Origin of the sequence: Streptococcus sinensis (assembly GCF_000767835.1) — a bacterium.
Classification (GTDB): Bacteria; Bacillota; Bacilli; order Lactobacillales; family Streptococcaceae; genus Streptococcus; species Streptococcus sinensis.
Genome location: NZ_JPEN01000054.1, coordinates 1 through 12,561, shown reverse-complemented (window position 1 = coordinate 12,561; position 12,561 = coordinate 1). Strand labels below are relative to the sequence as shown.

General features: G+C 43.5%; 16 protein-coding genes and 1 other annotated feature. Of the genes, 3 read left to right on the top strand and 13 right to left on the bottom strand.

Annotated features, from left to right (window positions below; genetic code table 11):
* Nucleotides 1-20: 20 nt before the first annotated feature.
* On the bottom strand, nucleotides 21-1,868 hold the full coding sequence (typA, locus tag SSIN_RS03695; protein WP_037615951.1) for a translational GTPase TypA: 1,848 nt from the start codon (nucleotides 1,866-1,868) through the stop codon (nucleotides 21-23).
* A 259-nt stretch (nucleotides 1,869-2,127) separates the two neighbouring features.
* Here typA and SSIN_RS03690 point away from each other — a divergent pair, with 259 nt between their 5' ends.
* Nucleotides 2,128-2,853, top strand: coding sequence for a 16S rRNA pseudouridine(516) synthase (locus SSIN_RS03690; protein WP_037615946.1), 726 nt, complete (start codon nucleotides 2,128-2,130; stop codon nucleotides 2,851-2,853).
* 40 nt (nucleotides 2,854-2,893) lie between these two features.
* On the opposite strand, the gene SSIN_RS03685 is transcribed toward SSIN_RS03690, so the two are convergent.
* From SSIN_RS03685 to SSIN_RS03670, 4 genes are all read right to left on the bottom strand, one after another.
* Nucleotides 2,894-3,130 (bottom strand): hypothetical protein, encoded by a 237-nt coding sequence (locus SSIN_RS03685; protein WP_037615944.1) that lies wholly within the window; start codon nucleotides 3,128-3,130, stop codon nucleotides 2,894-2,896.
* 88 nt (nucleotides 3,131-3,218) lie between these two features.
* Nucleotides 3,219-3,599, bottom strand: coding sequence for a rhodanese-like domain-containing protein (locus SSIN_RS03680; RefSeq protein ID WP_037615940.1), 381 nt, complete (start codon nucleotides 3,597-3,599; stop codon nucleotides 3,219-3,221).
* A 1-nt stretch (nucleotide 3,600) separates the two neighbouring features.
* The gene (locus SSIN_RS03675) at nucleotides 3,601-3,819 is read right to left on the bottom strand and encodes a YqgQ family protein (RefSeq protein WP_037615938.1); all 219 of its coding nucleotides are present in this window, start codon (nucleotides 3,817-3,819) and stop codon (nucleotides 3,601-3,603) included.
* A 228-nt stretch (nucleotides 3,820-4,047) separates the two neighbouring features.
* Nucleotides 4,048-4,563, bottom strand: a complete 516-nt coding sequence (locus SSIN_RS03670; RefSeq protein WP_037615936.1) for a Dps family protein — start codon at nucleotides 4,561-4,563, stop codon at nucleotides 4,048-4,050.
* A 165-nt stretch (nucleotides 4,564-4,728) separates the two neighbouring features.
* Here SSIN_RS03670 and SSIN_RS03665 point away from each other — a divergent pair, with 165 nt between their 5' ends.
* Nucleotides 4,729-5,391: a prepilin peptidase gene (locus SSIN_RS03665; RefSeq protein ID WP_037615933.1), complete on the top strand. Its 663-nt coding sequence runs from the start codon at nucleotides 4,729-4,731 to the stop codon at nucleotides 5,389-5,391.
* Here the strand turns inward: SSIN_RS03665 and SSIN_RS03660 are convergent.
* From SSIN_RS03660 to rsmD, 8 genes are all read right to left on the bottom strand, one after another.
* Nucleotides 5,380-5,943 (bottom strand): aminodeoxychorismate/anthranilate synthase component II, encoded by a 564-nt coding sequence (locus tag SSIN_RS03660; RefSeq protein WP_037615931.1) that lies wholly within the window; start codon nucleotides 5,941-5,943, stop codon nucleotides 5,380-5,382. The genes SSIN_RS03665 and SSIN_RS03660 overlap by 12 nt on opposite strands.
* A gap of 92 nt (nucleotides 5,944-6,035) precedes the next feature.
* Nucleotides 6,036-7,217 (bottom strand): tryptophan synthase subunit beta, encoded by a 1,182-nt coding sequence (gene trpB, locus SSIN_RS03655; RefSeq protein ID WP_037615928.1) that lies wholly within the window; start codon nucleotides 7,215-7,217, stop codon nucleotides 6,036-6,038.
* Nucleotides 7,218-7,278: 61 nt separating this feature from the next.
* Nucleotides 7,279-7,509, bottom strand: a binding site (T-box leader).
* A 96-nt stretch (nucleotides 7,510-7,605) separates the two neighbouring features.
* On the bottom strand, nucleotides 7,606-8,145 hold the full coding sequence (locus tag SSIN_RS03650) for a VanZ family protein (protein WP_037615925.1): 540 nt from the start codon (nucleotides 8,143-8,145) through the stop codon (nucleotides 7,606-7,608).
* Nucleotides 8,132-9,220, bottom strand: coding sequence for a dual-specificity RNA methyltransferase RlmN (gene rlmN, locus SSIN_RS03645; protein ID WP_037615923.1), 1,089 nt, complete (start codon nucleotides 9,218-9,220; stop codon nucleotides 8,132-8,134). Before rlmN ends, SSIN_RS03650 begins: the two co-directional genes overlap by 14 nt.
* Nucleotides 9,221-9,229: 9 nt before the next feature.
* A complete protein-coding gene (locus SSIN_RS03640) occupies nucleotides 9,230-9,793 on the bottom strand; it encodes a YutD family protein (protein ID WP_037615920.1) in 564 nt (187 codons plus the stop codon).
* Between the two features lie 183 nt (nucleotides 9,794-9,976).
* The gene (locus SSIN_RS03635) at nucleotides 9,977-11,074 is read right to left on the bottom strand and encodes a SepM family pheromone-processing serine protease (protein WP_425314564.1); all 1,098 of its coding nucleotides are present in this window, start codon (nucleotides 11,072-11,074) and stop codon (nucleotides 9,977-9,979) included.
* Entirely contained in the window at nucleotides 11,067-11,552 is a 486-nt protein-coding gene (coaD, locus tag SSIN_RS03630; RefSeq protein WP_037615917.1) for a pantetheine-phosphate adenylyltransferase, read from the bottom strand. Before coaD ends, SSIN_RS03635 begins: the two co-directional genes overlap by 8 nt.
* Complete coding sequence (rsmD, locus tag SSIN_RS03625) at nucleotides 11,542-12,081, bottom strand: 16S rRNA (guanine(966)-N(2))-methyltransferase RsmD (protein WP_037616000.1); 540 nt, start codon at nucleotides 12,079-12,081, stop codon at nucleotides 11,542-11,544. The genes coaD and rsmD overlap by 11 nt, the downstream gene beginning before the upstream one ends.
* Before the next feature lie 165 nt (nucleotides 12,082-12,246).
* Here rsmD and SSIN_RS03620 point away from each other — a divergent pair.
* On the top strand, nucleotides 12,247-12,561 hold a 315-nt coding region (locus SSIN_RS03620), incomplete at its 3' end, for a transposase family protein (RefSeq protein ID WP_244880074.1).

Genomic DNA, 12,561 nt, shown 5'->3' with positions numbered 1-12,561 from the left:
CGCCAGATAGCTTAGATCGCTTATTCTGCCGCTTGTTTTTTCTTGTTTTTATTAGCTTTTTCACGTTCTTGTTTGTTCAAAATTTGCTTGCGCAGACGGATGGACTCTGGCGTTACTTCCATATACTCATCGTCATTCAAAAATTCCAAAGATTCTTCCAATGTCAAAATGCGCGGTGTCTTGATGACTGCCGTCTGATCCTTGGTGGCAGAACGAACGTTGGTCATCTGCTTGGCTTTGGTGATATTTACTGTCAAATCGTTTTCGCGTGAGTTCTCACCGATAATCATTCCCTCATACACTTCTGTACCTGGATTGACAAAGATGGTTCCACGCTCTTCGATAGACATGATAGAGTAGGTCGTTGCCTTACCAGCATCGATAGATACCAAGGCACCGCGGTGGCGGCCACCGATTTCACCAGGGATAACTGGCAGGTATTGGTCGAAGGTATGGTTCATAATCCCGTAACCGCGGGTCATGGATAAGAACTCAGTTGAGTAACCAATCAAACCACGGGCAGGAACCAAGAAGACCAAACGAGTCTGACCATTACCAGTTGAAATCATATCCAACATCTCACCCTTACGTTCAGAAAGGCTTTGGATAACAGATCCTTGGTATTCTTCTGGAGTGTCGATTTGCACGCGCTCAAACGGCTCACATTTAACACCGTCGATTTCTTTTACAATAACTTCTGGACGAGATACTTGAAGTTCATAACCCTCACGACGCATGGTTTCAATCAAGATTGACAAGTGCAATTCTCCACGTCCTGAAACAGTCCACTTATCTGGTGAATCAGTCTGATCCACACGAAGTGAGACGTCTGTTTGCAATTCAGCCTGCAGGCGTTCTTCAACCTTACGAGAAGTTACCCATTTCCCTTCGCGGCCAGCAAAAGGTGAGTTGTTAACCAAGAAGGTCATCTGCAGAGTAGGCTCATCAATATGAAGGATTGGCAGAGCTTCTACTGCGTCTGTCGGTGTAATGGTTTCACCGACAAAGATATCTTCCATACCTGAAACGGCAATCAAGTCACCCGCTTTGGCTTCTTGGATTTCACGACGCTCCAAACCAAAGAAACCAAAGAGTTTCGTCACACGGAAGTTTTTAGTTGTACCATCAAGTTTAGAGAGGGTTACTTGGTCACCCACCTTAACAGTACCACGGAAAACACGTCCAATACCGATACGACCAACGAAATCGTTGTAGTCCAAAAGAGAGACTTGGAATTGGAATGGCTCGTCAGAATTGTCCACTGGCGCTGGGATATGTTCGATAATGGTATCAAAAATCGGTGCCATCGTGTGCTCTTGGTCCGCTGGATCATCTGACATAGATGAAGTTCCATTGATAGCTGAAGCATAAACCACTGGGAAGTCCAGCTGGTCATCATCCGCTCCAAGCTCAATAAAGAGTTCCAATACTTCATCTACTACTTCTGCTGGACGAGCAGACGGCTTGTCGATTTTGTTCACCACTACGATAGGAACAAGGTCTTGCTCCAAGGCTTTTTTCAATACAAAGCGGGTCTGAGGCATAGTTCCTTCGTAGGCATCCACAACCAGAACAACCCCGTCCACCATCTTCATAATCCGCTCTACTTCACCACCGAAGTCCGCGTGCCCTGGTGTATCCATGATATTGATACGAGTACCTTCGTAAGCCACGGCTGTATTTTTAGCCAAGATGGTGATACCGCGCTCCTTCTCAATATCGTTTGAGTCCATTGCCCGCTCTTGCAATTCTTTACGCTCATCTAGTGTATGAGATTGCTTCAGCAACTCATCGACCAAGGTTGTTTTCCCGTGGTCAACGTGAGCGATAATAGCGATATTGCGAATATCTTCTCTAAATTTTGTCATTTTTTCCTCTAAATCTTATTATTTATTTCCAACTAAAAATTATAACACAGTTTTTTCCAAAAAACACGAGCCAACCAAGTGTAAATGTTTTCATAAGAAAATCGTAAACTGCAGTCCTTTTTGCATTTTTGCTTCTGAAAGAGTATGATAAAAGAAGAAAATCGAGAATTAGATTTACGCTAAAACCTCGCTTTCTTGCTCTGTGACCTTTCACCATTCTCTAAATTGCGAAACGTCCAAACCTTTGAAAGGAAAACTCATGCGCCTTGATAAATTCTTAGCCCAGGCTAAGGTTAGCCGGAAAGAAATGAAACAAAAACTGCGACTAAGGCAGATTGTAATCGACGGTCAGCCTGCTCGTTTCCTCAGTCAAAATGTCGATAGCGGACTCCAGTCCATTAGTCTAGCGGGCTGTTCCTTAAGCCAGCCGGCTCACCGATATTTTCTGATGAACAAGCCTGCCGGTGCTGTCACAGCCAACTCTGATGCAGATAAGACAACCGTTCTGGATCTGATTGCACCAGAAGATTTTAACGACCAGCTTTACTCTGTCGGCCGTCTGGATCGCGACACACGCGGCCTGCTCCTGATTACGGATAACGGGCCACTAGGTTTTCAGCTCCTGCACCCTCAATACCATATCAAAAAGACCTACTATGTTGAAGTCAACGGTCCTCTTGCCCAAGCAGCTACAGCCGCTTTCCAGCAAGGCATTGTCTTTCTGGACGGAACTCAATGCAAGCCAGCCCAGCTTGAGATTCACACGACTAGCCTCAATCACTCCACAGCCTCGGTTACCATTTCCGAGGGCAAGTTCCATCAAATCAAAAAGATGTTTCTGGCAGTTGGTGTCAAGGTCACCTATCTCAAACGCACACATTTTGGTGAATTCCAGCTAAATCCGAACCTAGCAGAAGGAGAATATCGGGCACTAAGGGCTTCCGAGTTAGAGATTATAAAACAATACTTAGAGCAAACTTGGTAAAAATAAAAAGGCTTATCACAAGCCTTTTTATTATCATTCATTACATTAATCCATTCACGGTCAAAATAATTCCTGCAATCCAGTTGATGATAGAAATCACAATGCCGATGATGTTCAGAATTTTTTCTGTTTTATAATCCAATTGAGTCTCTTTTTGGTGTGAATTGACCAAACCTAGACCAATAATACCTAAAATAAGACCGACTATTGGAATCAACAAGCCCAAAACAATGGACAAGATACCTAAAACAAGAGAGGATTTTTTCTTTTCTTGCATCTTATAAATACTCCTTAAAATTAATATTAGTTCATTTTGATATAAAACTTAGGTTTTGTATCAAACGATGATAACTTTTTATACTCTATCAGCTTGACTTTACCTTGCCATTCCAAGAATCAAGGCCGTAAGATAGGATATAAATGTCATTAAAACCTTGCTTTTTCAAGTAAATCGCTGCATTGGTCACCAGCTGTCCTCGGCTATTCTCATAAATAAGAACTGGTTTGTCTTTGCGAAGTGCATTGATACTGGACTTGAGCTGTTGAGACGGGATGTTACGTGCACCTAAGATATGCTTGCGGTGAAAATCCGATGGATCACGCAAGTCAATCAACTGTCCCTTACGAATCAAGCCTTCAAACTCACTATTATCTACTATCTTAGCTGCACGACGAATACGGAAATAATTGAAGCCCATCCAAGCCAACATCCCCAGCAAAATTGCCCACAAAACCCAAATTCCCATTCTAGTTTCTCCCTTTATTTTCTAGATACTTCAACTCTACTTGATGCTCTCTGCGCAGGACGGCCTCAGCCTCCAAATAGTCAAGCTTATCCATCAGACCAGCGTCGTAAATCCGCTCCAACTCAATTTTCATCATCTCAATATCATAAAGACGCTTGCCCATATAAATAATGATTCCGAAATTTTTAAGAAATTGCTGCACATCGTAGAGTGTTTTCATGAGCTATATTTTATCAAATTTTGCTAAAGTTTTCAAGATGGCAAAACAGAAAAGACAACCTCGGAGGCTGCCTTTTCGGGAGATTATTATGAAAAAGAAAAGTTTAGGAGTTCTATCAAACAAAGTTAGGAGGTCTTCATCTGATGTTATTAGTATAAGGGAGTAAGCTTAAATAATCCTTAAGAAAAACAAAAAAGGCAAATTTTTTGCCTCTTTTTGAATTTCATTTTATAAACCTGGTGCTTGACCGATTTCAGCTGTCAACATCCAGATGGTCTTTTCAAGATCTGCCTTGGCACCAACGAAGATATCATTGGTCACATCATCGCCTTCTTCATCTGTCACATCCATCGCTTCTTGGTAAAGATCTGTCAGATAACGGAAGATTTCAATCACGCGCGCCAAGCTTTCTTCTACATTCTTGCTGAATTCGCCAGCTTTTTCTTCAATCTTGCTGTGTTGGATAAACTCTGTCAGAGTTGAATAAGGCTTGCCACCCAGAGTGATCAAGCGCTCGCTGACCTCATCCAAGGTCACATCTACCGTGTCCATATATTCGTCCATTTTTGGATGCCATACCATGAAGCCTGCGCCACGCATATACCAGTGAACTTGATGAAGAGCGATGCGAGCTGTATAAAGGTCTGCTACTACTTGATTGAGAACTGCTTTCGTTTTTGGTAAAGAATTTTGGTTAGTGAAAGTTGCTACATCTGCTGCAGCGCCATATTTTACTTGAGTCATAATGATACCTCTCTTTTTATTGTAATTATTCTAATCTTTTTTGATTATGTTTTAATTATAATGCTTCTAAATAAGAAAGTCAAGTCTTTTGACTCAGAAAATATTCTTATTTAGAAAAGCAGCAAAATTTCAGAATTATTCTGCATGAATTCCGAATAAATAAGTATGATACATCTATACTTTTTTCTGGTCGGAACGATTTTAGCTTCATTCTTAGGCTTGGTCATTGACCGCTTCCCTGCACAGTCCATCATCTCTCCAAGCAGTCACTGTGACAACTGCAAGCAGATACTCAAAGCACGGGATTTGATTCCAATCCTTTCTCAGCTTCTTAATGGCTTTCGCTGTCGTTTTTGCAAGATCCGCCTTCCCATCTGGTATGCTGGTTTTGAGCTCATTCTAGGCTTACTCTTTCTGAGCTGGAGTTTAAAGCTTCTTTCACTAGCCCAACTCCTACTGCTCACTATGGGATTGACCTTAGCCATCTACGATCAGCGCGAGCAAGAATATCCCCTTCTGGTCTGGCTAATCTTTCAGTTTTTGCTGATGACGACAGCGGGTACCAATCCGCTCATGCTCTTCTTTTTAGCCCTAGGACTTCTAGCCTTCTTTTTTAATCTTCGCATCGGAGCTGGCGACTTTCTCTTTCTAGCTTCCTGCGCAGCTATTTTCAGCCTGACAGAAATTCTCATCCTCATCCAAATTGCCTCTTTCTCTGGCCTCGCCTGCTTCTGCTTTAAAAAGAAAAAAGACAGGTTAGCTTTTGTGCCCTGTCTTTTAATCGGTGTGGGGATGATTATTTGCTATAAGTTATGGCTATTTTACTAAGTCAATGAAATTCTTGATAGACGATAGACCATCCGGCGTACCAATACTCTCAGGATGGTACTGACAACCATAGATGGGCAGACTCTTGTGCTGAATGGCCATAATAGAGTTATCATCAGCCGCCCGAGCCGTCACTTCAAAGTTCTCTGGCATCTCCTTAATCAAGATTGAATGGTAACGCATGACTGGCTGACTATCTTCAATCCCCTGATAGAGAGGAGAGTTTGCTTCAAAGCGCAAAATACTTTGCTTGCCATGCATGACTTTCGGAGCCAACCCTAGTTTTCCGCCAAATACTTCTGCAATAGCTTGGTGCCCCAGACAAATACCCAAAATCGGCTTCTTACCGGTGAAATCACGGATAAGTTCTTCCATCCGTCCTGCATCTGCCGGCCAGCCTGGTCCAGGGGACAGAACCAAAGCATCAGCCTCTTCTGCCACTTGATAAAGGCTAGCATCATCATTTCGCAAAACCCTGACTTCCGCGAAATGGCTGATATACTGAGCTAAATTATAGGTAAAAGAATCATAATTATCAATTAGTAAAATCACTGCATATCTCCTATATCGACCATAGATTTGGTCTGCCCAGCAACCACAGACTCTCTGAAAGGAGGGATGTTACTACTCTTCTGCTGGGTATTTTATTTTCGTTTTTCTAGATAGTCGGCAATGGCTGCCACATCCTTGTCTCCACGACCAGATACATTGATAACGATGATTTGGTCAGATGACAATTGCGGAGCCCGCTTGATAGCTTCAGCAATGGCATGAGAGCTTTCGATTGCTGGTAAAATTCCTTCCTTTTGTGTCAAGAGAAGCAAGGCATCCACAGCTTCATCATCTGTCGCTGCCACGTATTCTACTCGACCAGAATCTTTAAAGAAAGCATGTTCGGGACCAACTCCAGGATAGTCCAAGCCGGCTGAAATCGAGTAAACCGGCGCCACCTGCCCATCTTCAGCAAAGACAGCGTAGGTTTTCATACCGTCCACTACTCCGACACTTCCCTTGCTCATGGTCGCTGCATGCTGGTCTGTATCAAGTCCTCGTCCAGCCGCTTCAACTCCAACCAGCTTGACTTCTTCATCCGCCACATACTGGGAGAAGGCACCGATAGCATTGGAACCACCACCTACGCAGGCAATAACATAGTCCGGCAAGCGGCCTTCCTTGTCCAAAATCTGACGGCGTGATTCTTCACTGATCACCTTTTGGAATTCATGGACAATCGTCGGATAGGGGTGAGGTCCGACAGCAGAGCCCAAAACATAGAAGGCTGCCAAATCACTCATCCAAGCTCCAAAGGCTGCATCCACCGCATCCTTGAGGGTTTTGGTTCCTGTTTCCACAGCGTGAACAGTCGCTCCCATCATTTCCATGCGGAAGACATTGAGGCGCTGGCGCTCTACATCCTCTGCACCCATGTAGACATCGCACTTCATACCAAACTTAGCTGCTGCTGCCGCAGTTGCCACACCATGCTGACCAGCTCCAGTTTCAGCGATTACCCGGGTCTTACCCATGCGCTTAGCTAAAAGAATCTGCCCCAAAACATTATTGAGCTTATGGGAGCCCAGATGATTGAGATCTTCCCGCTTCAGATAAATCTTAGCTCCGCCCAGGTGTTGAGTCAGGCTTTCTGCAAAGTAGAGCGGAGTTTCCCGTCCTGAATAATCTGCCAAATAATGTCGGTATTCATTTAAAAATTCTGGGTCATCCTTATACTTCTCAAAAGTCACTTCCAATTCATCCAGCAATGCTTGGATAGGCTCTGGCACAAAGGAGCCGCCGAATTGTCCAAAATATCCTTTAGTTTCTGTCATCTTGCTTACCTCTTTTCTTTATTTCCGAACAAAACAAAAGCCCACACACAGAAAAACTCTGTGTGAGGGCGTAAAATCGCGGTGCCACCTCAATTATGGAGAAAAGTATAGACTACCTCCATATCTCTGCCTTGTCTAACAACAAGTCGCACTGTAAGGTGTGCTCACCGAATTTTTATTGTTTCAAATTCATTTTTTCCATCAGCCCACTTCATAATCTTCCGCTGCCTGTTTCCACCAACCACAGGCTCCCTGAAAGTAGAAAAAATTATTACTTTTCTGATGATTGTCTAAAATTATAAAGCTTCTAAAATCTTTTGTCAAGAGAAAAAACGGAAAAAGAATTATTTTTTATAAAAAATTCTATAAAACCCGAACATTTCCTTAGCTAATCCCTCTTGAAAGCGTCATCTTGACGATTTTTCCAGATTTTCTGACCAAGCTGAAAAGCCCGCCAAGTCAGATAACCGCCCAAAGTATTGGTCCAGAGATCATCAATCTCAAAGACTCGGTTGGCATTGATGAGAAGATCCAGCAAGATCTGAGTCATTTCAATGGACAGGCTCATAGCAAAACTGAGCCAAACAATTCTCTTTGTGCTCCGCAACTGAGGAAATAACCATAGGAGCTGAAAAATCAATGGCGACAGCAGAAAGATATTGGCTAGATTTTGGACAAAGACCTTGACCAACTGCAACCAAGAAGTAATCTCTCCGAGATTGACAAAAGAGTTAAAAGGAATCAGCAGAACTACTACTCGACCAAAGTACTGGATTCCCGGCGTCTCCATTCCCGGCTCTGGAACTTGAGGAATAAAGCACAGAATGCAAAGCATCAAGAAATAGAGCCAGCTTCCCCCTATCAGTAATCTCCGTCCCTGAGCTGTCAACTCACCGTCTGAAGTCAGATAGTTCCTAAGCTTGAACATTCTTAATAGTGTCCTTCTCACGGTCACGCTTCATGGTATTAGATCGCAGCTGACCGCAGGCTGCATCAATATCCGTACCATGTTCCTGACGAACCACACAGTTGACTCCGTTTTTCTTGAGGGTGTCATAGAAGGCCATCACGCGCTCCTTAGGACTACGGGTATATTGGTCGTGCTCGCTAACGGGGTTGTAAGGAATGAGATTGACATAAGACAGCTTCTTAATGTTCTTAAGCAGCTCAGCCAATTCCTTGGCCTGCTCTACCCCGTCATTGACTTCATTGAGCATGATGTACTCAAAGGTCACCCGGCGGTTGGTCGTCTCAATATAGTATTCAATAGCTGCAAAAAGCTTTTCGATAGGGAAGGACCGGTTAATCCGCATGATACTGGTCCGCAGATCATTATTCGGGGCATGGAGGGATACAGCTAGATTGACCTGCACACCTTCATTGGCGAAGTCACGGATCTTATGAGCCAGACCTGATGTCGAAACCGTGATATGGCGGGCGCCGATGGCCAGACCCTTATCATCATTGACCGTTCGGACAAACTTCAGGACATTCTTATAGTTGTCGAAAGGCTCGCCGATTCCCATAACTACAATGTGGCTGACCCGCTCATCCTGACCACGCTCGTCAAAATACTTCTGAACCAGCATAATCTGAGCAACAATCTCACCGTTATTGAGGTCGCGTTGCTTTTTAATCAAGCCGGAAGCACAGAAGGTGCAACCGATATTGCAGCCGACCTGAGTCGTAACACAGACAGAAAGTCCATAGTGCTGGCGCATGAGCACCGTCTCAATCAGCATACCATCCGGCAGCTCAAAGAGGTACTTGACCGTACCGTCAGCTGACTCCTGAACAATACGCTGTTTAAGCGGATTGACGACAAACTGATCATCCAACTTGGCAATCAAGCCCTTGGACAGATTGGTCATCTCTTCAAAAGACTGGACACGCTTGCGGTAGAGCCACTCCCAAATCTGGGCGGCACGAAATTTCTTTTCTCCCTGAGCTTCCGCCCATTCAATCATTTCCTGACGCGTTAAGCTATAAATAGATGGTTTCATTTTTCTCCTTTATTTTTGACGAATGACAAAATGGCGCTGAGACTGGTTAGTTACTGCCTGTTTTGCCTGTTTGCCTTGTTTATGTTGTCTGTTCTTGGGTGATTTCTGACGATTTTTTTGCTGATCGTCCCTGCCTTTTTTAGACCCACGTTCTCTGGAAACTTCTGGATGTCTCTTGCTGTCAGATTTTCTCTTGTGATGGGATTTTTTGTCAAAGGAAGCCCGCCTTGGCTGGGTATTTTCCAACACAAAATAGGCACAACCGTAGTTACAGTACTCTAGCAAGTAATCTTCCAAACGGCTGATTTTCTCGGCATTCTCCTTGGCTTTCTCATCACGATAAAAGCCACGTAGCCGCAACTGTTCATTGCCCCAGTCACCGACAATATAGTCAAACTTATTCAGAATTTCCGAAAAGCGTTGGTGAAAGGCCGTCAAATCAAAGGCCTCTTTATAATTCTCCACCAATTCAAACTCAAATTTTTCTGCAATTATCTTGCTGCCCATTTGCTTAAATTCTGGGCCAGGGAATTTATTGTAATTATACAACTCAGGTGAAATCTCTTTACGCATACTTATCCTTTGTCACTCATCTATCTTACTTCATATTATTTTATCACAAAACAAGGGGAATTTATATTTTTTCACTAGAAAAAGATTTTTCTGTAAAAAGTCAGACGCTTTAATAAAATCTTCCAATCTTTTTAGAAAGCAAATCTCTAGTCAATACCTAAAATGCAAAAATCTTAGCCTAGACTAAGATTTTTTGGTTTTTTCTAGATAATCAATTGCGTCCTGAAGGGTTTTGACCGGCACAATTTTCATATCCGTTTTGATTTCCTTGGCTGCTTCAAGCGCCGTTTCATAGTTTGTCTTAGCTTTGGGATTAGCCTTTTTTTCTTCTTCGCTGACAGGATTATCTGGGGCAAAGAAGATGGTCGACCCAGCCTTGGCAGCAGACACTACTTTTTTGTCAATCCCACCAATATCTCCAACTTTCCCTTCTCTGTCAATGCTGCCCGTTCCCGCAATCACGCGGCCGTCTCGCAGGTCGGGATTGGCCAGCTGAGTATAAATGGCTAGGCTAAACATAAGGCCAGCACTAGGACCACCGATTCCTTCGGTAGAAAATTCAATCGGAACACTGCTGTTGACTTCCGTGCGGTCAACCAGACTGATGCCAATTCCATTTTTGCCATTTTCCAGCTTGATGATTTTCCCCGTCGCTGTCTTGGTCTCCCCATCTTCCTCGTAGGTCACTTTGACGGTATCGCCCAAGGTTTGAGAATTAACATATTTTACCAGTTCTTCCGAGCTTTCAAAGGTCTTGTCATTGACTCCTGTCACCGTATCAGCAATGTTCAGAATACCCTTAAAGGTAGAGTCCTTGGCTACTTGCAGGACATAAACACCCAGATAGTTGAGCTTGATCTCTTTACCTGCAGCTTTCAATCCCTGATATTTTGCCATATTCTGCGAAGTTTCCATAAAAAATTGATTAATCCGCAGATATTCCTCATCGCTTGAGCCACCCGTCATATCCTGAGCCGAATAAATATCGGTGAAGGGCGTCAGCCAAGCGTAGACCAGATGGGCAAAGGTCGCATGCTGGATCCCAACCGTCACAAAATTGTAGGAACCTGCCGCCTGATCCTCTTTGCCGTCCACAGTCAGAACCTGCCGAATGTCTTCTGCTCCCCCAGGCACCTCAATATAATAGGGCAAAGGAACAATAAAAGAAAAAAGAAAGAGCACGAGCACGAGAATAGTCGTCACTCCTGCACAACCAGCTAATTTTAAGCCGTATTTATTTTCTTTCGTCATCTTTTTAGGGGTTGTTATTTCATTACTCATCTTTTTTCTCTAACTCCTCGATTACACTTGCTGGTACATAGGCAGAAAGATCCTGCTGAAAAGCGATCAATTCCCGCATTCGTGAAGAACTGATATATTGATAGGCTGGCTGACTCAGCAGAAAAACGGTCTCCAAATCAGGTGCTAATTCCTTATTAAAAAAATGCAGACTAGCTTCATAGTCCAAGTCTTGACCATTGCGTAGGCCTCGGACAAGAGCGGTCACTCCCAGCCTTTTTGCCACATCGACCGCCAATTCATCATGGGAAGTGATGACTTCCACATTTTCCAAATGCGCTAAAGCCGCTAGAACTATTCTTTTTTTCGCATGGATGTTAAAAAATCCTTCTTTGTGAGGATTATAGAAGATTCCCACATACAAGCGATCAAACAGCCGACTAGCTCGCTCAATCAAATCCACATGTCCGTTGGTAATGGGATCAAATGACCCTGTAAAGAGTCCGATTTTATCTGACATAGACCGTCACCTTTGAAATTCCATATATTTTTTGCTTCCAGATACCCAAGTCTGCGATTTCTTCTGGCAAATCAACCGACTTGTCCGTCTCACAAACAACCATAATATCCTCGCTCAAGAGCTTGTGCTCCGCCATTTTCTCAATATCTGAGATAATCTGCTCCTTGGCATAGGGCGGATCTAGTAAAACCAGATCAAACTGGCCAGTCAACTGCTCCAAGGCTCGACTCGACTCCATCTTGAGCAGTTCAAAACGCGCTGCTTCCTTGGTCATGGCAATATTTTCTGCCACGATAGCTTGTGCCCGCCGATCTTTTTCAACCAAAACAGCGGAATCCATGCCACGAGATACCGCCTCAATCCCCAGACTGCCGCTGCCTGCATACAGATCCAGCACCCGGCCGCCATCAAAATAGGGACCAATCATATTAAAAATCGCACCCTTGACCTTATCTGTCGTAGGTCGCGTTGTCTTTCCATCTAATGTTTTGAGGGGTCTGCCCCCGTACTTCCCTGAAACAACTCTCATAAAAAACATTATAACAAAAATATTAAAAAGCTGATAGTAATTGCTAAGGCTGGACTTTATTCTCTAGCAAAAANCGCAGGGATTATGGAGCCTATTTTGTTGTAGAAAAAAAGTCCCATAAGACCTATAATGAAAAGCAACGAAACCATCATTAGAAAGAATCTTATGGAACAATTAAATTTTATCACAAACTTACTGGAAATCAAAGATCCTAACATTACGATTTTGGATGTTCTAGATGCTGGAACGCATAAAGAAATCATCGCGAAGTTGGATTATCCTGCTCCTAAATGCTACAGCTGTCATGGTCAAATGGCTAAATATGACTTCCAAAAAGAATCGAAAATTCCCTATCTAGAGTGCGCGGGATACAAAACGCTGATTCGGTTGAGAAAACGCCGCTTCCGCTGTAAAGACTGTAGAAAACATACTAAGATTAGTAGTGAAGAAATCTCCGACGGGAGAGAGTACTCACTACTT